The 22,435-nt window shown below is 60.4% G+C and carries 19 protein-coding genes; 11 read left to right on the top strand and 8 right to left on the bottom strand.

The features are described from left to right. Positions 1-108 precede the first annotated feature (108 nt). On the bottom strand, positions 109-2,559 hold the full coding sequence (locus tag JBE38_RS08415) for a glycogen/starch/alpha-glucan phosphorylase (RefSeq protein ID WP_090367352.1): 2,451 nt from the start codon (positions 2,557-2,559) through the stop codon (positions 109-111). A 226-nt stretch (positions 2,560-2,785) separates the two neighbouring features. Between JBE38_RS08415 and JBE38_RS08410 the strand changes: the two genes are divergently transcribed. Continuing rightward, positions 2,786-3,220, top strand: a complete 435-nt coding sequence (locus JBE38_RS08410; protein ID WP_017529542.1) for a YkgJ family cysteine cluster protein — start codon at positions 2,786-2,788, stop codon at positions 3,218-3,220. 172 nt (positions 3,221-3,392) lie between these two features. Here JBE38_RS08410 and typA read toward each other — a convergent pair whose 3' ends face one another. Further along, positions 3,393-5,213, bottom strand: coding sequence for a translational GTPase TypA (gene typA / locus JBE38_RS08405; protein WP_205344114.1), 1,821 nt, complete (start codon positions 5,211-5,213; stop codon positions 3,393-3,395). Between the two features lie 139 nt (positions 5,214-5,352). Further along, positions 5,353-6,807, bottom strand: a complete 1,455-nt coding sequence (gene thiI, locus JBE38_RS08400; protein WP_205344113.1) for a tRNA uracil 4-sulfurtransferase ThiI — start codon at positions 6,805-6,807, stop codon at positions 5,353-5,355. 333 nt (positions 6,808-7,140) lie between these two features. On the opposite strand from thiI, the gene glnA reads away from it, so the two are divergent. The 4 genes from glnA (at position 7,141) to ntrC (ending at position 12,042) form a co-directional block, all read left to right on the top strand. Further along, positions 7,141-8,547, top strand: coding sequence for a glutamate--ammonia ligase (glnA, locus tag JBE38_RS08395; protein ID WP_060754598.1), 1,407 nt, complete (start codon positions 7,141-7,143; stop codon positions 8,545-8,547). A gap of 178 nt (positions 8,548-8,725) precedes the next feature. Continuing rightward, positions 8,726-9,262 carry a chorismate mutase gene (locus JBE38_RS08390; RefSeq protein ID WP_060754599.1) on the top strand — a complete coding sequence of 179 codons (537 nt, stop codon included), beginning with the start codon at positions 8,726-8,728 and terminating at the stop codon, positions 9,260-9,262. Between the two features lie 261 nt (positions 9,263-9,523). Beyond that, a complete protein-coding gene (gene glnL / locus JBE38_RS08385; RefSeq protein ID WP_060754600.1) occupies positions 9,524-10,609 on the top strand; it encodes a nitrogen regulation protein NR(II) in 1,086 nt (361 codons plus the stop codon). Then, a complete protein-coding gene (gene ntrC, locus JBE38_RS08380) occupies positions 10,606-12,042 on the top strand; it encodes a nitrogen regulation protein NR(I) (RefSeq protein WP_060754601.1) in 1,437 nt (478 codons plus the stop codon). Before glnL ends, ntrC begins: the two co-directional genes overlap by 4 nt. Before the next feature lie 459 nt (positions 12,043-12,501). On the opposite strand, the gene JBE38_RS08375 is transcribed toward ntrC, so the two are convergent. Continuing rightward, complete coding sequence (locus JBE38_RS08375) at positions 12,502-12,942, bottom strand: hypothetical protein (RefSeq protein WP_205344112.1); 441 nt, start codon at positions 12,940-12,942, stop codon at positions 12,502-12,504. Here JBE38_RS08375 and JBE38_RS08370 point away from each other — a divergent pair. Next, on the top strand, positions 12,941-13,396 hold the full coding sequence (locus JBE38_RS08370; protein WP_003171120.1) for a tRNA (cytidine(34)-2'-O)-methyltransferase: 456 nt from the start codon (positions 12,941-12,943) through the stop codon (positions 13,394-13,396). The genes JBE38_RS08375 and JBE38_RS08370 overlap by 2 nt on opposite strands. Before the next feature lie 126 nt (positions 13,397-13,522). Here the strand turns inward: JBE38_RS08370 and secB are convergent, their stop codons facing one another. The 3 genes from secB to JBE38_RS08355 are packed head-to-tail and all read right to left on the bottom strand — an operon-like array spanning position 13,523 to position 14,713. Next, a complete protein-coding gene (secB, locus tag JBE38_RS08365) occupies positions 13,523-14,002 on the bottom strand; it encodes a protein-export chaperone SecB (RefSeq protein WP_090367361.1) in 480 nt (159 codons plus the stop codon). Positions 14,003-14,043: 41 nt separating this feature from the next. Continuing rightward, positions 14,044-14,298 (bottom strand): glutaredoxin 3, encoded by a 255-nt coding sequence (grxC, locus tag JBE38_RS08360; RefSeq protein ID WP_060754604.1) that lies wholly within the window; start codon positions 14,296-14,298, stop codon positions 14,044-14,046. A 1-nt stretch (position 14,299) separates the two neighbouring features. Then, positions 14,300-14,713: a rhodanese-like domain-containing protein gene (locus JBE38_RS08355; RefSeq protein WP_060754605.1), complete on the bottom strand. Its 414-nt coding sequence runs from the start codon at positions 14,711-14,713 to the stop codon at positions 14,300-14,302. Between the two features lie 150 nt (positions 14,714-14,863). On the opposite strand from JBE38_RS08355, the gene gpmI reads away from it, so the two are divergent. From gpmI to JBE38_RS08330, 5 genes are all read left to right on the top strand, one after another. Beyond that, the gene (gene gpmI / locus JBE38_RS08350; RefSeq protein WP_060754606.1) at positions 14,864-16,390 is read left to right on the top strand and encodes a 2,3-bisphosphoglycerate-independent phosphoglycerate mutase; all 1,527 of its coding nucleotides are present in this window, start codon (positions 14,864-14,866) and stop codon (positions 16,388-16,390) included. 442 nt (positions 16,391-16,832) lie between these two features. Further along, a complete protein-coding gene (locus JBE38_RS08345; protein WP_090367365.1) occupies positions 16,833-18,128 on the top strand; it encodes a murein hydrolase activator EnvC family protein in 1,296 nt (431 codons plus the stop codon). A gap of 31 nt (positions 18,129-18,159) precedes the next feature. Beyond that, on the top strand, positions 18,160-19,479 hold the full coding sequence (locus tag JBE38_RS08340; protein ID WP_060754608.1) for a S41 family peptidase: 1,320 nt from the start codon (positions 18,160-18,162) through the stop codon (positions 19,477-19,479). Position 19,480: 1 nt separating this feature from the next. Continuing rightward, a complete protein-coding gene (locus tag JBE38_RS08335) occupies positions 19,481-20,266 on the top strand; it encodes a divergent polysaccharide deacetylase family protein (RefSeq protein WP_060754609.1) in 786 nt (261 codons plus the stop codon). Then, positions 20,211-21,662, top strand: a complete 1,452-nt coding sequence (locus JBE38_RS08330; RefSeq protein WP_342592908.1) for a Vps62-related protein — start codon at positions 20,211-20,213, stop codon at positions 21,660-21,662. The genes JBE38_RS08335 and JBE38_RS08330 overlap by 56 nt, the downstream gene beginning before the upstream one ends. Here the strand turns inward: JBE38_RS08330 and JBE38_RS08325 are convergent. Beyond that, positions 21,615-22,370, bottom strand: a complete 756-nt coding sequence (locus tag JBE38_RS08325; RefSeq protein WP_161547690.1) for a substrate-binding periplasmic protein — start codon at positions 22,368-22,370, stop codon at positions 21,615-21,617. The genes JBE38_RS08330 and JBE38_RS08325 overlap by 48 nt on opposite strands. Positions 22,371-22,435 lie beyond the last annotated feature (65 nt).

The raw sequence follows: 22,435 nt of genomic DNA, 5'->3' as shown, positions 1-22,435 counted from the left end.
TCTAATGTGGGAGGGGGCTTGCCCCCGATAGCGGTGTATCAGTCCATATATTTGCTAACTGAATACCGTCACCGGGAGCAAGCCCCCCCACATTTTGGACAGTTGTGTTTAGTCGAGAGCTTTCCAGATCTCGGTGGCGTATTCCCTGATGGTGCGATCCGAGGAGAACCAGCCCATCCGCGCCGTATTCAGCACCGCCGAACGCCACCATGCCTTGGAGTCATGCCAATGCGCCTCGACCCGCGCCTGGGCGTCCCAGTAGGAGTCGAAGTCGGCACACACCAGGAAGCGGTCGTAACTGACCAAGCCGTCGATCAACCCCACATAACGCCCCGGATCATCCGGAGAGAACACCCCGCCGCGAATCGCCTGCAGCACGTCATTGAGGCGATGGGACGCCGCAATATCGGGGCCTGCGTGGAACTCACCGGCATGCTTGCGCGCCTCCACCTGCTGCGCACTGAGGCCGAAGATAAACATGTGTTCGGCACCGACGCGCTCGTGCATCTCCACGTTGGCGCCGTCCATGGTGCCGATGGTCAACGCACCGTTGAGGCCGAACTTCATGTTGCTGGTGCCTGAGGCTTCGAAGCCGGCGGTGGAAATCTGCTCCGACAAGTCCGCCGCCGGAATGATGCTTTCCGCCAGGCTGACGTTGTAGTTGGGCAGGAACACCACTTTGAGCAAGCCCCGTACGGTCGGGTCGTTGTTGACGGTGCGGGCGATGTCGTTGGTCAGTTTGATGATCAGCTTGGCCTGGTGATAACTAGCCGCCGCCTTGCCCGAGAAAATTTTCACACGGGGCACCCAGTCGGTTTCCGGCTCAGCGCGGATCGCCTGGTACAGCGCGACGGTGTGCAACAGGTTGAGCAGTTGGCGCTTGTACTCGTGGATGCGCTTGACCTGCACGTCGAACATCGCCGCAGGGTTGACGGCGATGCCCAACCGCTCGTGAATGATCTCGGCCAGTGCGCGCTTGCTGTGCAGGCGTTGTTCGGCGAAGGCTTTGCGGAACGTCTGCTTCTCGGCAAACGGCTCCAGCTCGACCAGGCGCTCTTCAGGCTTGTCGAGGATATCGGGCCCCAGCGCCTCCACCAGCATCGCGGTCAGCTTGGGGTTGGCCTGGTACAACCAGCGGCGGAAGGTGATGCCGTTGGTTTTATTGTTGATGCGCTCCGGGTACAGCTTGTGCAGCTCGGAAAACACCGTGCTGCGCATCAGTTGAGTGTGCAGGCCGGACACGCCGTTGACGCTATGGGAGCCGAGGAACGCCAGGTTGCCCATGCGCACGCGGCGGCCGTTGTCTTCTTCGATCAGCGACACCGAACGCAGCACATCGAAATCGTGGATGCCTTTGGCGCGCAGCGAGTCAATGTGCTGTGCGTTGATCAGGTAGATGATCTGCATGTGCCGGGGCAACATGCGCTCCATCAGGCCGACCGGCCAGGTTTCCAGGGCTTCGGGCAACAGGGTGTGGTTGGTGTACGAAAGCGTTTCCACGGTGACGTCCCACGCCGCGTCCCAGGGAATATCGTGCAGGTCGACCAGTTGGCGCATCAATTCGGCCACGGCGATGGAGGGGTGGGTGTCGTTGAGTTGGATGGAGGCGTGCTCCCCCAGGCTCAACACCGAGCCATGCATGTTTTTGTGGCGGCGCAGCAGGTCTTGCAACGAAGCCGCGACGAAGAAGTACTCCTGGCGCAGGCGCAGTTCCTGCCCCGCTTCGGTGCTGTCGGCCGGGTAAAGCACGCGCGAGATGCTCTCCGCACGGGCGACTTCGGCCACGGCGCCCAGGTGGTCGCCGGCGTTGAAGCGCTCCAGGTGCAGGTCTTCCACCGCACGGGCACGCCACAGGCGCAAGGTGTTGACGCTCGCGCCACGCCAGCCGACCACCGGCGTGTCATAGGCCACCGCGCGCACAGTTTCGTTGGGTGTCCACACCTGGATCATCTTTCCGGAGGGGTCGGCCAGGGTTTCGACGCTGCCGCCAAAGCCAATCGGGTAAATCACTTCGGCCCGCTCGAATTCCCACGGGTTACCGAAATCCAGCCAGCGCTCGGTCTGCTCCTGCTGCCAGCCATCCACAATCGCCTGGCGGAACAAGCCGTGCTCGTAGCGAATGCCATAACCGTGGCCGGCGATGCCCAAGGTCGACATGCTTTCCATGAAGCACGCCGCCAGGCGCCCCAGGCCCCCGTTGCCCAGCGCCGCGTCGGGCTCCAGCAGGCGGATGCGCTCCAGGTCCACGCCCAGCTCCGCCAGGGCTTCGCGGGCAATTTCCAGCACGCCAAGATTGCTCAGGCTGTCGTAGAGCAAGCGCCCGATAAGAAATTCCAGAGAGAGGTAATACACCCGCTTCTGGCCTTTGCGATAAATGCGCCGGGTGTGGTCCATCCAGTGATCGACCATCTGGTCGCGGGCGGCCAGGGCAATGGCTTCGAACCAGTCATGGTCGAAGGCGTGATCCGGGTCCTTGCCCACCGCGTAGGTGAGTTTGGTCAAGACGGCATCGCGAAATGCGGCTACCTCTGCTTCTCGTGCAAGCGGTTCCTGAGACATCGGTGCGACCTCGGGCGAGATTGAAGGAGTTGCTAGAGCCTAGTCGGTCTGACAGACGGTAGACGTGCTGGTTCGGCAGTTTTTTTACTCATTCACCTATGCGCGAATTTAATGCAGGGGTCGTGCCGATCAGCCTTTGAGCTGAAACCCGCAAAATATTGTTCAAAAAACCACCAATCCCGGTATGATCGCGCGCCCGGATACAGCCCCACCTTTTGGAACCCTGATGAAGCCTCAACTGATCGCCGCCGCGGAACTCGACCGTCTTGAGACCTGGCAGAAATATTCCGCCCACATGTGCGGCGGCTGTGTGTCCAGCTGCTGCACGCTGCCGGTCGAAGTGAAGATCAAGGACCTGATCCGCATTGGTATCGTCGATGAATTCGAGCGCGGCGACCCGCCGAAGAACATCGCCAAGCGGTTGCAGAAGGAAGGCATTGTCGAGCGCTTCAATTCCAAGTCGGAAATTTTTACCCTGCAGCGTATGAGCAACAACGACTGCCTGTACCTGGATCGTAAGACGCGCTTCTGCACTATTTATGACAAGCGCCCGGATACCTGCCGCAACCACCCGAAGATCGGGCCGCGGCCGGGTTATTGCGCATACAAGCCGAAAGAAGTGGTGCGCGAGACCAAATTCAAGACCCTCGACAAGTTCTGATGATCGTTCCCACGCTCTGCGTGGGAACGCAGCCCTGGACGCTCTGCGTCCGCTCTTGATGGGACGCAGAGCGTCCCAAGAGGCATTCCCACGCAGAGCGTGGGAACGATCAGGCATAAAAAAACGCCCCCGGCCTTTCGACCGGGGGCGTTTTTATTCAGCCTGAGCTAACTCAGCTCTTGGCTTTCTTGGCAGCGCGGGTACGCTCGCCTTCGTCCAGGATCTTCTTGCGCAGACGGATCGACTTAGGTGTAACTTCGCACAGCTCGTCGTCCTGGATGAATTCCAGAGCCTGTTCCAGGGTGAAGCGAACAGGCGGAACCAGGGCGATGGTTTCGTCTTTACCCGAAGCACGCATGTTGTCGAGCTTCTTGCCTTTGGTTGGGTTGACGCCCATGTCGTTGTCACGGCTGTTCAAACCAACGATCTGGCCGTTGTAGATCTCTTGACCGTGTTCAACGAACAGCTTGCCACGTGCCTGGAGGGTTTCCAGGGAGTAGGTCAGCGCCTTGCCGGTTTCTACCGATACCAGAACACCGTTCTGACGGCCGGACATGTCGCCGGACTTCATGGTGTCGTAGCGATCGAAGATCGAGGTCAGAATGCCAGCACCGTTGGTCAGGGTCAGGAACTGGTTACGGAAACCGATCAGACCACGAGCAGGGATGTTGTATTCCAGACGCACACGGCCTTTGCCATCCGGCACCATGTTGGTCAGGTCGCCCTTACGCAGGCCCATCTCTTCCATGACCTTGCCCTGGGATTCTTCAGGGGTGTCGATGGTGACGTTTTCGAACGGTTCCTGCTTCACGCCGTCAACCTGACGGATGATCACTTCAGGACGGCCCACGGCCATTTCGAAGCCTTCGCGACGCATGGTTTCGATCAGTACCGAGAGGTGCAGCTCACCACGGCCGGAAACCTTGAACTTGTCAGCCGAGTCGCCTTCTTCAACGCGCAGTGCAACGTTGTACAGCAGCTCCTTGTCCAGACGTTCCTTGATGTTACGGGAGGTCACGAACTTGCCTTCTTTACCGCAGAAAGGCGAGTCGTTTACCTGGAAGGTCATGGAAACGGTTGGCTCGTCAACGGTCAGAGGCTTCATCGCCTCTGGGGTGTCCGGGTGGCACAGGGTGTCGGAGATGAACAGCTCGTCCATACCGCTGATGCACACGATGTCACCGGCTGCCGCTTCGTCAACGTCGATGCGGTGCAGGCCGTGGTGACCCATCAGCTTCAGGATACGACCGTTGCGCTTCTTGCCGTCGGCGCTGATAGCCACAACCGGGGTGTTCGGCTTGACGCGACCACGAGCGATACGGCCAACGCCGATAACACCCAGGAAGCTGTTGTAGTCCAGTGCGGAGATCTGCATCTGGAACGGACCGTCACGGTCAACAGCCGGCGCTGGTACGTTGTCGACGATCGACTGGTACAGCGGGGTCATGTCTTCAGCCATGTCGGTGTGGTCCAGACCGGCAATACCGTTCAGGGCCGAGGCGTAGACGACTTTGAAGTCCAGCTGTTCTTCGGTGGCACCCAGGTTGTCGAACAGGTCGAAGATCTGGTCCAGAACCCAGTCCGGACGCGCGCCTGGACGGTCAACCTTGTTGATGCACACGATCGGACGCAGGCCGGCTTCGAACGCCTTCTTGGTCACGAAACGGGTTTGCGGCATAGGGCCGTCTTGAGCGTCAACCAGCAGCAGAACGGAGTCGACCATCGACATTACGCGTTCTACTTCGCCGCCGAAGTCGGCGTGGCCCGGGGTGTCCACGATGTTGATGTGGTAGCCGTTCCAGTTGATGGCGGTGTTTTTTGCCAGGATGGTAATACCGCGCTCTTTTTCCTGGTCGTTGGAGTCCATCACGCGCTCGTCGTTGAGCTCGTTGCGCTCCAGGGTGCCGGATTGACGCAGGAGTTTGTCTACCAGGGTGGTTTTACCATGGTCAACGTGAGCAATGATGGCGATGTTACGTAGATTTTCGATCACTTGTGTATCTCGATCAGAGGATTCGGTGTGCTGACAGGTCGTGGCAGCGATTAACAATAGAGTCAGGCCTTGCCGTTACAGCTTGACGGCAGAGTCGGGGGGCCGGTGACGCAGGCCACAGGCAAACAGCCCCGGGCTCTTAGCTCGGTCGATAAACGCGCACATTGGCATGCCCCTCACTGAGCAAATGGTGGGCATGCAGGCGACTCATCACGCCTTTGTCGCAATACAGCAGGTACTGACGGCTGTCATCCAGTTCCTTGAAACGCGCGTTCAGTGCGTAGAACGGCAGCGTTTGCACGTCGATGCCAGCAATTTCCAGCGGTTCATCTTCAGCGGCATCCGGGTGACGGATGTCGATGACGATCTGGCCGGCCAGAGCCTCGCTGACTTCTTCGATCTGTACATCCTGGCCCAATTCATCGATTACGCGATCGATCGGCACCAGCTTGGCGTTCTCGAGCGCACGCTCCAGAACGGCCATATCGAATTCTTTCTCTTCATGCTCCACGCGATGGCGCTTGGCATGGGTCTTGGGGTTCACCGAGATGACCCCGCAGTACTCGGGCATGTGCCTGGCAAAGTCGGCGGTGCCGATTTCTTGTGCCAGGTCGATGATGTCCTGCTTGTGGCTGGCGATCAGCGGGCGCAATACCAGCTTTTCGGTCACGCAATCGATCAGCGAAAGGTTCGGCAGCGTCTGGCTCGAAACCTGGGAGATCGCCTCGCCGGTCACCAGCGCGTCGATGTGCAGGCGGTCGGCGATGCTCGACGCGGCGCGCAACATCATACGCTTCAATACCACGCCCATATGACTGTTATCGACTTTGCCGAGAATTTCGCCCAGCACTTCCTCGAACGGTACGCTCACAAATAGCACGCGTTGGGAGCTGCCGTATTTCTTCCAGATAAAGTGCGCAACTTCCATCACGCCCAATTCGTGTGCACGCCCGCCCAGGTTAAAGAAGCAGAAGTGGCTCATCAGGCCACGGCGCATGATCTGATAGGCCGCCACCGTGGAATCGAAACCGCCGGACATCAATACCAGGGTCTGCTCCAGGGCGCCCAGCGGGTAGCCGCCGATGCTGTTGTGCTGGCTGTGGATGACAAACAACCGTTGGTCGCGAATTTCGATTCGGACTTCGATTTCCGGCGTTTTCAGCGAAATTCCCGCTGCGCCGCATTCACGACGCAGCTTGCTGCCGACATATTTCTCGACATCCATGGAGCTGAACGAATGCTTGCCGGCACGCTTGCACCGTACAGAAAAGATCTTGCCTTCAAGCGAACTGCCGTAGTGCTGCTTGCACTTTTCGGTGATGTCGTCGAAGTCGCCCAGCGGGTATTCATCCACCTGCAGGAAATGCGCGATGCCCGGCATGCAGCTCAGGCGCTCGGTCATGTCCTTCAAGGCCTTGGCGTCGGTGACACGGGTTTCCAGCTCGAGATTGTCCCACACGCCATTCACCACCACAGCCGGGTCCAGGTCACGGAGCACGGCACGGATGTTCTTGGCCAATTGACGGATGAAACGCGTCCGTACCGGTCGGCTTTTAATGGTGATCTCGGGGAAGACTTTAACGATTAATTTCATGGAAACAGCGCGCGCCGGGCCTGCTGAAAAAGGGGGGCGCGGATTATAGCGGAAATCGCTCAAGGTTTAACCAGTTAATATGCACAGCACACGCAATGCACTAATAGGGTGCATTTTCACTCCGCTGCGCTACATTGAGGTGCGCTATTTCTGGGCTTTTGTCGCAATGCACCTTTATAGGGGCGTTTTTGGAGCAGAAAACCCATGTTGGCGCACTGGCATGCAATTTGCTCTCTTGTGAGGCAGGTTGCCTTGGCGGACTATCCGCGCCGGCATCACCCACATTCTAAGGGCTAACTCCACTACCCAGCCCGAAGCCACCCGGAGGACACTATGTCGAAGTCGGTTCAACTCATCAAAGATCATGACGTTAAATGGATTGATCTGCGCTTCACGGACACCAAAGGTACTCAGCACCACGTGACCATGCCGGCGCGTGATGCGCTGGATGATGCTTTCTTCGAAGAAGGCAAAATGTTCGACGGTTCCTCCATCGCCGGCTGGAAAGGCATCGAAGCCTCCGACATGATCCTGATGCCGGACGACAGCACTGCCGTTCTCGACCCGTTCACCGAAGACCCAACCCTGATCCTCGTTTGCGATGTGATCGAGCCTTCGACCATGCAAGGCTACGACCGCGACCCACGTGCGATCGCCAAGCGTGCCGAGGAATACCTGAAGTCGACCGGTATCGGCGACACCGTATTCGTAGGCCCTGAGCCAGAATTCTTCATCTTTGATTCGGTCAAGTTCAAGTCCGACATCTCCGGCTCCATGTTCAAGATCTTCTCCGAGCAAGGCTCGTGGATGTCCGACCAGGACGTGGAAGGCGGCAACAAAGGCCACCGTCCAGGTATCAAAGGTGGCTACTTCCCAGTTCCGCCGTTCGACCACGACCACGAAATCCGTACCTCCATGTGCAACGCCATGGAAGAAATGGGCCTGGTCATCGAAGTTCACCACCACGAAGTGGCGACTGCCGGCCAGAACGAAATCGGTGTGAAGTTCAACACCCTGGTTGCCAAGGCTGACGAAGTTCAGACCCTGAAGTACTGCGTACACAACGTGGCTGATGCCTACGGCCGTACCGCAACCTTCATGCCTAAGCCACTGTACGGCGATAACGGTTCGGGTATGCACGTTCACCTGTCCATCGCCAAAGAAGGCAAGAACACCTTCGCCGGCGAAGGTTATGCCGGCCTGTCCGACACTGCCCTGTACTTCATCGGCGGTATCATCAAGCACGGTAAGGCCCTGAACGGCTTCACCAACCCGTCGACCAACTCCTACAAGCGTCTGGTCCCAGGCTTCGAAGCTCCGGTGATGCTGGCCTACTCGGCGCGCAACCGTTCCGCTTCGATCCGTATTCCTTACGTGTCCAGCCCACGCGCTCGCCGTATCGAAGCCCGCTTCCCGGATCCGGCAGCCAACCCATACCTGGCCTTCGCTGCCCTGGTAATGGCTGGCCTGGACGGTATCCAGAACAAGATCCACCCTGGCGATGCCGCCGACAAAAACTTGTACGACCTGCCGCCTGAAGAGGCCAAAGAGATCCCACAAGTATGCGGCAGCCTGAAAGAAGCCCTGGAAGAGCTGGACAAAGGTCGTGCGTTCCTGACCAAAGGCGGCGTATTCAGCGACGACTTCATCGATGCCTACATCGAGCTGAAAAGCGAAGAAGAAATCAAAGTACGCACCTTCGTACACCCACTGGAATACGAGCTGTACTACAGCTGCTGATCCAGTAGCGCTGCTTGAAGTAGCGTGATGACGAAAAGACCTCCTTCGGGAGGTCTTTTTTTGCCCCGGTTTTATTAAAAATGTGGGAGGGGGCCTGCTCCCGATGGCAGAGTGTCAGCCAGCACCTGTATTCACAGGCCCCATCGGGAGCAAGCCCCCTCCCACAAGGAGATCTGCGTTGAAACATAGACTTTTGTCAGCCCTGTTATTCGTCAGTGTCAGTGCGAGCGCCGCGCCGCCCACCCTGGAACCACTGCTCAACAGCATCGCCGAACGCCTGGAGATCGCCGATCAGGTCGCCCTGAGCAAATGGGACAGCCACAAGCCGGTGGAAGACAAGAAGCGCGAACAAGAGGTGATCGCCAGCGTCGCCGCCCAGGCGCCGGCCTACAAACTGGCACCTGACGCGGCGGAGCAATTCTTCTCAGCGCAGATCGAAGCCAACAAACTGGTGCAATACACCCTGCTGTCCGACTGGCAGTTCCAGGGCAAGGCGCCCGACGAGCCACGCCCGGATCTGGTAAAGCAGATTCGCCCACGACTGGACGAACTGCAAAAGCGCATGCTCCAGCAGCTGGCGGATTTCACCCCGCAACGCACCGACCCGCAGTGCCCGCAATGGCTGGCACAGGCCGTCCATGAACCACTGAACGACCCAATGCGGCAACTGGCGATGATTCGCGCCACGGCCGAGCTGTGCATCTTCAAAGGCTGACCGCCAGGAAAGCCGCCTGGCTTTCCTGAACGGACCTTTCAAAACAGCACTATATTGGTGCGTCAGGTTGCACTCTTCCCATCTGCCCAGCCCATTTTGGTTCGAAACTTCACGATCAAGCTGGCAGAACGCCACAGTTTCGCGCCTTAACCCCCCATTCCAGAGGTTTCGCGCTTCTTTTCGGAGCCTTGGTTTGGTTTTTGCATTTTCCTGGTATCAGCGTGTGCCTCAAGCCCGCGCCTTGCTCCAAAAGAGGTCCTGATGACCATCAGCGATGCACTGCACCGTTTGCTACTCGACAACCTGACCACCGCAACCATTCTGCTCAATGACGACCTGCGCCTTGAGTACATGAACCCGGCGGCGGAGATGCTCCTGGCTATCAGTGGCCAGCGCAGCCATGGACAGTTCATCAGCGAATTGTTCACCGAGTCGGCCGAGGCCCTGAGCTCGTTGCGCCAGGCAGTGGAGCAGGCACACCCGTTCACCAAGCGCGAGGCGATGCTGACCGCCCTCACCGGCCAGACGCTGACCGTCGACTACGCCGTGACCCCGATCCTGAGCAACGGCGCCACCTTGCTGCTGCTGGAAGTGCACCCCCGCGATCGACTGCTGCGCATCACCAAGGAAGAGGCTCAGTTGTCCAAGCAGGAAACCAGCAAAATGCTGGTGCGCGGCCTCGCCCATGAGATCAAGAACCCGCTGGGCGGCATTCGCGGCGCGGCGCAGTTGCTGGCCCGCGAGCTGCCGGAGGAGCATCTCAAGGACTACACCAACGTCATTATCGAAGAAGCCGACCGCCTGCGTAACCTTGTGGACCGCATGCTCGGCTCCAACAAGCTGCCGTCGCTGGCGCTGACCAACGTGCATGAAGTCCTGGAGCGCGTCTGCCAGCTCGTGGAAGCCGAAAGCCAAGGCTGCATCACCCTGGTACGCGACTACGACCCGAGCATTCCCGACGTATTGATCGACCGCGAACAGATGATCCAGGCGGTGCTCAATATCGTGCGCAACGCCATGCAGGCCATCAGCAGCCAGAACGAACTGCGCCTGGGCCGCATCAGCCTGCGCACCCGTGCCCTGCGTCAGTTCACCATCGGGCATGTGCGCCATCGCCTGGTGACCAAAGTCGAAATCATCGACAACGGCCCCGGAATTCCGGCGGAACTTCAGGAAACCATCTTCTTTCCCATGGTCAGCGGCCGCCCGGACGGTACCGGGCTGGGCCTGGCCATTACCCAGAACATCATCAGCCAGCACCAGGGTCTGATCGAATGTGAGAGCCATCCTGGCCACACCACCTTCTCGATCTTTCTACCACTGGAACAAGGAGCCCCATCGACATGAGCCGTAGTGAAACTGTGTGGATCGTCGATGACGACCGTTCTATCCGCTGGGTCCTCGAAAAAGCCTTGCAACAGGAAGGCATGGCCACCCAGAGCTTCGACAGCGCCGACGGCGTGATGAGCCGCCTGGCCCGCCAACAGCCGGACGTGATCATCTCCGACATCCGCATGCCCGGCGCCAGTGGCCTGGACTTGCTGGCACGCATCCGCGAGCAGCACCCGCGCTTGCCGGTGATCATCATGACGGCGCACTCCGACCTGGACAGCGCTGTCGCGTCCTATCAGGGCGGCGCCTTTGAATACCTGCCCAAGCCGTTCGACGTGGACGAAGCGGTGGCGCTGGTCAAGCGCGCCAACCAGCACGCCCAGGAACAGCAAAACCAGGAAGCCCCGCCGACCCTGACCCGCACTCCGGAAATCATCGGTGAAGCGCCGGCGATGCAGGAAGTCTTTCGTGCCATCGGGCGCTTGAGCCATTCCAACATCACCGTGCTGATCAACGGCGAATCGGGCACCGGTAAAGAACTGGTGGCCCATGCCCTGCATCGTCACAGCCCACGGGCAGCCTCGCCGTTCATCGCCCTGAACATGGCGGCGATCCCGAAGGACTTGATGGAGTCCGAGCTGTTCGGCCATGAAAAAGGTGCCTTCACCGGTGCCGCCAACCTGCGCCGGGGCCGCTTTGAACAAGCCGATGGCGGCACGTTGTTCCTCGACGAAATCGGCGACATGCCGGCCGACACCCAGACGCGCTTGCTGCGCGTGCTGGCCGATGGTGAGTTCTACCGTGTCGGCGGGCATACCCCCGTCAAAGTGGACGTGCGCATCATCGCCGCGACCCACCAGAACCTGGAAACCCTGGTGCACGCGGGCAAATTCCGTGAGGACTTGTTCCACCGCCTGAACGTCATCCGCATCCACATCCCCCGCATGTCGGATCGCCGTGAAGACATCCCGACCCTCGCCCGCCACTTCCTCAGCCGTGCAGCCCAGGAACTGGCCGTCGAACCGAAGCTGCTCAAGAGCGAGACCGAGGAATACCTGAAGAACCTGCCGTGGCCCGGCAACGTGCGCCAGCTGGAGAACACCTGCCGCTGGATCACCGTGATGGCGTCCGGACGCGAAGTGCATATCAGCGATCTGCCGCCGGAGCTGTTGAGCCTGCCGCAAGATTCGGCCCCCGTGACCAACTGGGAGCAGGCGCTGCGCCAATGGGCTGATCAGGCCCTGGCACGTGGCCAGTCGAACCTGCTGGACAGCGCTGTGCCGGCCTTCGAGCGAATCATGATCGAAACCGCCCTGAAGCACACCGCCGGCCGCCGCCGCGACGCCGCCGTGCTGCTGGGCTGGGGCCGCAATACCCTGACTCGCAAGATCAAGGAGCTGGGGATGAAGGTCGATGGCGGGGATGATGATGAGGGTGATGAAGGCTGAGTATCAGGTCTCTGATCGTTCCCACGCTCTGCGTGGGAATGCCGCCCTGGACGCTCTGCGTCCGCTTTTAGAGTCATGACGCGGAGCGTCACAGGATGCATTCCCACGCGGAGCGTGGGAACGATCAAACCCGATCTTCGTGCACCGCTTCAATGCACCACGAACCGTCATCGCGCACAGATGCAATGCTTAAAATCTCAGCCAAGCTGAGAAAAATCTGAAAACCAAAAACATCAAAGCCCCGTATTTCGGGGCTTTTCGCTTTCTGGAGACTTTTTTCGGTACAAACTACAAGTTCTGGCACGCGCCCTGCATTAACCCTTTACAACCCAGTTTCGGGGACCTTGGTACAGGCAGGCCGAGAATCCCCTCTTTACACTGGGGCGCTTGATGCTAACAGCGTCGTGCCCCACACCCGTTTTGGGAGCCCTGGTACAGGCAGGCCGGGAACTCCCTCTTTTATTCCTCCCGGAGATGGATCTCCAGCCGCCAGCGGCCGTCGGTTTTTCCCCCGCTCCACTCTCCACGCAACGGTCGCGCGGCCACCAGGTTGAGCAGCAAGCCGCGATCGGTCTTGCGCACGCGCCAGTTCACATCCTTGTCGTTGACCTTGAGTTGCCCACCGCCAGCCTTGCCCTGGGCGTCGAACAGCAACGCCACCGCGCCGTCGATATGCTCGCCGTGCAGCTTGGGTTCGCTGTTGAACCACACCACCATGCCATCCGCGCGGGTCTCGACCTGCTGCAACTCGACCGGGTCGGGTGTGGTCAGGCGGCCGATCATCAAGCCGATCATCAGGCCGACAATCGCCAAAGAGCCCATGACCCGTGGCAATAGCTTCGGCCTTGGGTCGTCTTCAGGGGTAGAATGCAACGCATCTTTGCCTTCGGAGCCGTGCATGTTTCACGTCATCCTTTTTCAACCAGAAATTCCGCCGAATACCGGCAACGTTATCAGGCTGTGCGCCAATAGTGGCTGCCACCTGCATTTGATCGAGCCGCTGGGCTTCGACATGGACGACAAGCGCCTGCGTCGCGCCGGGTTGGACTACCACGAGTACGCCACCCTCAAGCGCCACGCCGACCTTGCCAGCTGCCTGGAAAGCCTGGGCCACCCGCGCCTGTTCGCGTTCACCACCAAAGGCTCGCGGCCGTTTCATGATGCCAGCTTTGCCGAAGGCGACGCCTTCCTCTTCGGCCCGGAAAGCCGTGGCCTGCCGGCCGAGGTGCTCGACGCCCTGCCCGACGGCCACCGCCTGCGCCTGCCGATGCGTGAGGGCTGCCGCAGCCTGAACCTGTCCAACACCGTAGCCGTTGCCGTCTACGAAGGCTGGCGCCAGCTGGGCTTCAAGTAACACCCATAACAAATGTGAGAGGGGGCTTGCTCCCGATGGCGGAGTGTCAGTCGACATCTATGTGACTGATCCACCGCCATCGGGGGCAAGCCCCCTCCCACATTGGGTACCGCGTCGGGTTCGAGATTACTGAACCGTCGACGAACCTTCCTGTTGCATGCGCTGCAGCTCTTGAGCGTACAGGGCATCGAAGTTCACCGGAGCCAGCATCAGCGCCGGGAACGAGCCGCGGGTGACCAGGCTGTCCAGGGTCTCGCGGGCATACGGGAACAGGATGTTCGGGCAGAACGCGCCCAGGGTGTGGCTCATGGACGCTTCGTCCAGGCCCTGGATCAGGAAAATACCGGCCTGTTGCACTTCAGCGATGAAGGCCACTTCCTCGCCATTCTTGACGGTTACCGACAGGGTCAGTACCACTTCGTGGAAGTCGCCTTCCAGGGATTTCTGGCGGGTGTTCAGGTCCAGGGCAACGCTTGGGGTCCACTCCTGGCGGAAGATGGCCGGGCTTTTCGGCGCTTCGAACGACAGGTCGCGAACGTAGATGCGCTGCAGCGAAAATTGTGGGCCTTGGGCTTCTGCTGCTTCGGTGTTCTGTTGGTCAGTCATCACAGATCCTTCTTAATCTTGGGGTCTTTAGGGTTTAGGAGTCAGACGAGCAGCAGCGCATCGAGTTTACCGGCGCGCTCCAGGGCGAACAGGTCATCGCAGCCACCGACGTGCCGGGTGCCGATCCAGATCTGCGGCACGGACGTGCGCCCCGCTTTCTGAGCCATTTCGGCACGCACCTGGGGTTTGCCGTCGACCTTGATCTCTTCGAAGGCAATGCCCTTTTTCTCCAGCAAGGCCTTGGCCCGCATGCAGTAAGGGCACCAATCGCTGGAATACACGACAACCTGGCTCATATCACTTCACCAGCGGCAGGTTATCGGCCTTCCAGCTGCCGATACCGCCGGACAGTTTGGCGGCGGTGAAACCGGTCTTGAGCATTTCGCGAGCGTGGGTGCCGGCGTGCTGGCCTTGGGCGTCGACCAGGATGATGGTCTTGGCTTTGTATTTTTCCAGCTCGGCCAGGCGTGCGATCAGCTTGTCCTGCGGAATGTTCAGGGCGCCAACAATGTGGCCGCCGGCAAATTCCTTGGCCGGGCGAATATCCACGACAACGGCTTCATCCTTGTTGACCAGCGCGGTCAGCTCCGACGTGCTCAGGCTGCGGCCACCGCGGCTCATTTCATGAGCGATCAGCAGCGCCAGCAGGATGACAAAGGCACCCGCGAGCAGGTAGTGGGCAGTGGCAAATGCAATCAGGTGATCAACCATCAAGGAGGTTCCAGGGCGTTAAAATGGCGGTAAGTATACACAGCCGTCCGGGGGGGCCAACCCCCGTAAAGCGGTGACGTGGTGGGAACTTCGCTTTAAACTGCCACTCACTTTTCAATTCTCTTCCTTATTAGCGCCGCGAGAGGATCTATGACTACCACGCCTAAACCTTTGGTCCTGATAATTCTCGATGGCTTCGGACACAGTGAAAGCCACCACGACAACGCCGTGTATTCGGCCAACAAGCCCGTGCTGGACCGCCTGACCGCTACCGTTCCCAATGGCCTGATCTCCGGTTCCGGCATGGACGTGGGTTTGCCGGACGGCCAGATGGGCAACTCGGAAGTCGGCCACATGAACCTCGGCGCCGGACGAGTGGTATACCAAGACTTCACACGTGTGACCAAAGCGATCCGCGACGGCGAGTTCTTCGAGAACCCGACTATCTGCGCGGCGGTGGATAAAGCAGTCGCAGCCGGCAAGGCCGTGCACTTCATGGGCCTGCTCTCCGACGGCGGCGTTCACAGCCACCAGGATCACCTGGTCGCCATGGCCGAACTGGCCTTCAAGCGCGGCGCCGACAAGATCTACCTGCACGCCTTCCTCGACGGCCGCGACACTCCGCCGAAAAGCGCGCAATCGTCCATCGAACTGCTGGACGCCACCTTCGCCGCCCTCGGCAAGGGCCGCATCGCCAGCCTGGTGGGTCGTTACTTCGCCATGGACCGCGACAACCGTTGGGACCGCGTATCCCAGGCTTACAACCTGATCGTCAACGGCCAGGCCGACTTCAACGCTGCCACCGCACAGGACGGCCTGCAAGCTGCCTACGAGCGCGGCGAGAGCGATGAGTTCGTCAAAGCCACCACCATCGGTGAGCCGGTGAAAGTGGAAGACGGCGACGCCGTGGTGTTCATGAACTTCCGCGCCGACCGCGCCCGCGAGCTGAGCCACGTGTTCGTCGACGACGGCTTCAAGGATTTCGAGCGCTCGCGCCAGCCGAAAGTCGAGTTCGTGATGCTGACCCAATACGCCGCCAACATCCCGGCCCCTTCGGCATTTGCCCCGGGCAGCCTGGACAACGTGCTGGGCGATTATCTGGCGAAAAACGGCAAGACCCAGCTGCGCATCGCCGAAACCGAGAAATACGCCCACGTGACGTTCTTCTTCTCCGGTGGCCGCGAAGAGCCGTTCCCGGGCGAAGAACGCATCCTGATCCCGTCGCCGAAAGTCGCCACCTACGACCTGCAGCCGGAAATGAGCGCACCGGAAGTGACCGACAAGATCGTCGATGCCATCGACCACCAGCGTTACGACGTGATCGTGGTCAACTACGCCAATGGCGACATGGTTGGCCACAGCGGCAACCTGGAAGCGGCGATCAAGGCCGTGGAATGCCTGGACACCTGTGTCGGCCGCATCGTCGACGCCCTGGAAAAAGTCGGCGGCGAAGCACTGATCACCGCCGACCACGGCAACTGCGAGCAGATGTCCGACGAATCGACCGGCCAGGCCCACACTGCCCACACCACCGAGCCGGTACCGTTCATCTATGTTGGCAAGCGCGACCTGAAAGTGCGTGAAGGCGGCGTATTGGCGGATGTGGCGCCCACCATGCTCAAGCTGATGGGCCTGGAGAAGCCGAAAGAGATGACCGGCACCTCGATTCTGGTCTGACTCCCCCTGATCATTCCCACGCTCCGCGTGGGAATGCCGCCGGGGACGCTCCGCGTCCCACTATTCTGCGTATGGGTGACGCGGAGCGTCACGGGATGCATTCCCACGCGGAGCGTGGGAACGATCGAAGTACGTGTGGCTGCGTATTCGCCTGTTGAAACTGACCGGCCTGGAGAAACCAGTGGAAATGACAGCCACCTCAATCCGGGTCTGACTCACCACGATCGTTCCCACGCTCTGCGTGGGAATGCCGCCAGGGACGCTCCGCGTCCCACCACTATTCTGCGTATTGGTGACGCTCTGCGTGGGAAGAAGGTAATGTCTTTATGCCATACCGCTGCCACTCGGCACCTATCTTGGCATCCCGCCCCAATTGGGCGTTTTTTTTGCAGCGCTTGGCGGGCATACTAGGCCGTCCCTTTCCCTGGTGTCGCCCGCCTCTATGCTTCGCGCCTTGATTACCCTCGCTCTCGTCTGCCTGCTCCAACCGGCTTTTGCCGATGAGCGCGCACAAACCCAACAACAGTTGGACGCAACGCGTCAGGACATTACCGAGCTGAAAAAACTGCTCGGCAAGCTCCAGGAAGAAAAATCCGGCGTGCAGAAAGACCTGCGCAGCACGGAAACCGAGATGGGCAAGCTGGAGAAGCAGGTCCAGGAGCTGCAAAAAGAACTAAAGAAGAGCGAGTCGGAACTGGAGCGACTCGACGCTGAGAAAAAAAAACTCCAGGGCGCCCGCGTTGAGCAACAACGCCTGATCGCGATCCAGGCCCGCGCCGCCTACCAGAGCGGCCGCCAGGAGTATCTCAAGCTGCTGCTCAACCAGCAGAACCCGGAGAAATTCGCGCGCACCCTCACCTATTACGACTACCTGAGCAAGGCCCGCCTGGAGCAATTGAAGGGTTTCAACGAAACCTTGCGCCAATTGGCCAACGTGGAACAGGAAATCGCCGACCAACAGTCGCAGTTGCTCGACCAGAAAAGCGCCCTCGACACCCAGCGCGACCAGTTGGACAAGGTCCGCAAGGAACGCCAGCTGGCGCTGGCCAAGCTCAACGACGATGTCAAAGCCCGCGACGCCAAGCTCCAGGCCCGTGAGCAAGACCAGGCCGACCTGGCCAAAGTGCTCAAGACCATCGAGGAAACCCTGGCCCGCCAGGCTCGCGAGGCAGAAGAAGCGCGGCAAAAAGCGCTGATCGCCCAGCAGGAAGCGGAAAAAAAGCGCCAGCGTGAGGCCGAACTGGCTGCCACGACGGATGCCCCGGCGCCCCGCAAACCTGCGCATTCCGCACCTGGCCCGCTGGTTTCCAGTGCGGGAGAATCGTTCGGTGGCCCTTTTGCTTCAGCTCGCGGAAAACTTCCATGGCCTGTTGATGGTCGATTGTTGGCTCGTTTTGGGGAAACCCGTGGCGATGACACCCGCGCCAAGTGGGATGGCGTGATGATCAGCGCCGCTGCCGGCAGCCAGGTCCACGCCGTCCACGGCGGGCGTGTGGTGTTCGCCGACTGGCTGCGCGGTGCCGGCTTGCTGGTGATTCTTGACCACGGTAATGGCTATTTGAGCCTTTACGGCCACAATCAGACTTTACTCAAGTCGGCAGGTGATGTTGTAAAAGCCGGTGAATCCATCTCCACTGTCGGTAACAGTGGTGGCCAGGACACTCCGGCGCTGTATTTCGCTATTCGTCAGCAGGGTCGCCCGAGCGATCCCGCACAATGGTGCAGAACCCAAGGATAAGGGTCGCGCCTACATTAGGAGTTCGTTCGACATGCTGCATTTGTCCCGCCTCACTTCGCTGGCCCTGACGATCGCCCTGGTGATCGGCGCGCCTCTGGCTTTTGCCGACCAGGCCGCACCGGCTGCACCCGCCGCGACCTCCGCAGTGACCACCAAGGCGCCGTTGCCGCTGGAAGAGCTGCGTACCTTTGCCGAGGTGATGGACCGGATCAAGGCGGCCTATGTCGAACCCGTAGACGACAAGACCCTGCTGGAAAATGCCATCAAGGGCATGCTCAGCAACCTCGACCCGCACTCCGCCTACCTCGGCCCGGAAGATTTCGCTGAGCTACAGGAAAGCACCAGCGGCGAATTCGGTGGCCTGGGCATCGAAGTGGGCTCCGAAGATGGCCAGATCAAAGTGGTGTCGCCGATCGACGACACCCCGGCGTCCAAAGCCGGTATCCAGGCCGGCGACCTGATCGTGAAGATCAACGGCCAGCCCACTCGCGGCCAGACCATGACCGAAGCCGTCGACAAGATGCGCGGCAAGCTCGGCCAGAAAATCACCCTGACCCTGGTACGCGACGGCGGTGCTCCGTTTGACGTGACACTGGCCCGCGCGACCATCACGGTCAAGAGCGTGAAGAGCCAGTTGCTGGAGTCGGGCTACGGTTACATCCGTATCACCCAGTTCCAGGTCAAGACCGGCGACGAAGTGGCCAAGGCCCTGGCCAAGCTGCGCAAAGACAACGGCAAGAAGCTCAACGGCATCGTGCTCGACCTGCGCAACAACCCGGGCGGCGTGCTGCAGGCGGCGGTGGAGGTGGTCGACCACTTCATCACCAAAGGCCTGATCGTCTACACCAAAGGCCGGATCGCCAACTCCGAGTTGCGCTTCTCGGCCACCGGCAATGACCTGAGCGAAGGTGTGCCGCTGGCGGTATTGATCAACGGCGGCAGCGCCTCGGCCTCGGAAATCGTCGCCGGTGCCCTGCAGGACCAGAAGCGTGGCGTGCTGATGGGCACTACCAGCTTCGGCAAAGGCTCGGTGCAAACCGTGTTACCGCTGAACAACGAACGAGCCCTGAAGATCACCACGGCGCTGTATTACACGCCCAATGGCCGGTCGATCCAGGCCCAGGGCATCGTCCCGGACATCGAGGTGCGCCGCGCCAAGATCACCAACGAGACCGATGGCGAGTTCTACAAGGAAGCTGACCTGCAGGGTCACCTGGGCAATGGCAACGGCGGTGCCGACCAGCCTACAGGTAGTGGCGCGAAAGCCAAGCCGATGCCGCAGGACGACGACTATCAACTCGCCCAGGCGCTGAGCCTGCTCAAGGGCTTGAGCATCACCCGCAGCCGTTGATATGCGTTTTGCCTTGATCATCGCTGTACTGTGCAGCCTGGCAGGGGTCGCCCACGCGACCCCTGCCGGCGAGCCACACAAAGCCTACCTGACCCTGATCATCGACGACCTTGGGCAAAACCTGCCGAGGGATCGCCGCGTGCTGGCCCTGCCTGGGCCGGTGACCACGGCGATCATGCCCGACACGCCCCACGCCGCCGAATTCGCCCGCGAGGCCCACAAGGCCGGCAAGATCGTGATCCTGCACATGCCCATGGACCCGGCCACCGGCCCGTTCGCCTGGCACCCCGACCTGCCGATCGAAGAACTGGGCAAACGCCTGGATGCCGCCTTCCAGGCGGTGCCCTACACCGCCGGCATCAACAACCACATGGGCAGCCGCATGACCGCGCAACCGGCCGCGATGGCCTGGTTGATGGCTGAGTTGCAACGGCGCAACAAGTTCTTTGTCGACAGCCGCACCAGCGCGCAAACCGTCGCCGCTGCCGAAGCGCAAAAGATCGGCCTGGCCAGCGTCTCGCGGGACGTGTTTCTCGATGACGAACGCACCGAAGGCGCAATCACCACGCAACTGCAAACCGCGATCAAGCTGGCCCACAAGCAGGGCTCGGCGGTGATGATCGGCCATCCCTACCCGCAAACCCTGGCGGTGCTGGAGCGGGAGTTGCCCAAGCTCAAGGCGCAGGGTGTGGAGTGGATCGATATCAAGTTGATGATCAGCGTGCGCAGCAATCAAGCGATGGCCGGCCACGGAAAAAACGGCACCTATTCACCCGCGCGTAGATAAGTACTGCCCCGCCCTTGCGGCATTCTTCGATAGTCGCTCCTCCCATTCATCGGAGAGCTTTCGAATGCCCCATCTACAGTTCAAAGACCTGCTCATCAGCTTCACCAGCGAATTCCTGCCGCTCTGGAATGACCTGGGGTCCGGCGCTCACAAAGCGGTCAGCCTGTGGCGCCCCAGCACCTCCGCCGACGCCCTGGGCCAGTTTTTCCCCGTGGGCGATATCGCCACCGACAGCTATCGCAATATCAACCAGCGCAAGATCGTCGCGGTGGTCAGTGACGCGAATAAAGTCGACGGCACCGCCCTGCGTTCGCCGGAAGATTACCAACTGGTCTGGAAAGACACGGATTCAGGCGCACGCACCGACTTTTCCATATGGCGGCCGCTGGCGCCCGAAGGCTATGTCGCCATGGGCCTGGTGTGCGGCGTGGGCTATGAAAAGCCTTCGCGCAACGCCGTACGCTGTGTCCGCGCCGACTTGGTCGTCAATGCAAAACCCGGTGACTTGATATGGAATGACTACGGCAGTGGCGCCTCCAAGGACTTCAGCGCCTGGTCGATCACGCCTCCGGACGCAGAGCCTGGAGAGATCTACCTGGCACCTGGCACCTTTATCGGCAATGCACGCTACGCCAAACCTGATCTGCCGACCTATGCATTGCGCCTGGACCTGACCGCGCAACCGGGTGAACCATTATCCCCGCCGGCACTGACGGGTTATGAGCCGCCTGCAACAGAAGAAACTCCTGCTCCGCCGCAGGTCTGTGAACTGCCCTGGTTCTGCGTGAAGGACCCGGAACTGAGCACAAACGAGCAGTTGCTATCGTCGCCGACCTACCGACTGGAGCGCACTGACCGCCATCAGTTTGCCGGTTTCGGGCACAACACCAGCGTCACCAGCCAACCGTTCATGTGGACAGCGACCAAGGGTGAGATCGGCGATTACTCGCTCGCTCTGTCAGCCATCTCTCGCGTTTCGATGTGGCGCAAATGGTCGGCGAGCCTGCGTCCGTTCCAGTTGAGCTTCTCGGCGAACCTGGAGCCGGCCTTCACTCATACCCAGCGGTCCGCCAAAGGCTGGAACTATGCCTCGCCCCTGGAAATCATCACCTACATTCCGGCCCAAAAAGCCGTGGCGGCTTACCTGATCCAGAGCGAATACCGCTTGCTGCGCCAGGACGGCAGCCAGGTGGCGGCGACCGTCACTTACCTCAACGGCGATCACATTTACATGAGTGAGTATCCCAAGGATCAGCCGGTACCCGACGTCAGCGAGAATGAGTTGCCCGAGCCCCTACCCACCACCGAGGTGGCACTGGAGCACGCCGCTGCACAGACAGAACCGGCGCTAGAGATAGCGGGCCATGATCTCGTCAATGAAACCATCGCCCCGTAACTGATCGAGCGCGGCCTGGAGCTTGGCTACCACGTCGTCGGGCACATCCTTGTTCAGCGCCAGGTACAGCTGCGCACTGTTAAAGCGCAGTACCGTCTTGAGCCCGGTCACGCCGACCTGGCGCGCCAGGTAACGCCCGGCGGGATCACCGGTGGCCCACAGGTCGATCTGGCCATCCAGCAGCTTTTGCGCATTGTCCTGGTCGCGCAGTACGACTAACGGCTTGAGGCCCTGTTTTTCCAGGGTCTCGGCAATCGCGTCGCCCTTGTAGGCGCCAACCTTGTAATGCCGGGCGTGCTCCAGGTCCGGCAGCTGGATAGTGCTGTCAGCCTTGGCCAGCATCACCCAGTCGTCCGGGCCGATGGGGCCGACCCATTTGAACAAGCCTTCACGGTCCGGCAGGCGCGCCATCACGAATACGCCGTAGCCGGGTTTCTCCAGGGCGAGTTTGTAGATTCGTTCCCAAGGGAAACGCAGGGTGAGGTTGTAGGAAATGCCGGCACGCTTGAAGGTTTCACGCACGATGTCCACGGCGATGCCTTCGATGTTCTCGTCCTTGGCGAAGTTCTTGCCGTTTTTCGCCATGTTGTAGGGCGGGAAGTTTTCCGTCAGCAACACCAGGGAGGCGTCGGACGGCGCTTCGGCATTCGCCGAGCCGGCCAGCACGGCGCAAGAACTGGCGAGGGCGAGCAGCAGGTGTCTGAACATGAAGGTTACCGGAATCCATGGCAAGCGCAGAGAGTGCCCCGCGCCTGCCAGGGTGTCCAGCAGCG

The sequence above is a fragment of the Pseudomonas sp. ICBG1301 genome (assembly GCF_016918385.1).
Classification (GTDB): domain Bacteria; phylum Pseudomonadota; class Gammaproteobacteria; order Pseudomonadales; family Pseudomonadaceae; genus Aquipseudomonas; species Aquipseudomonas palleroniana.
Note: the sequence above shows the minus strand (reverse complement) of the source record. Positions and strands in the feature narration are given on the sequence as shown.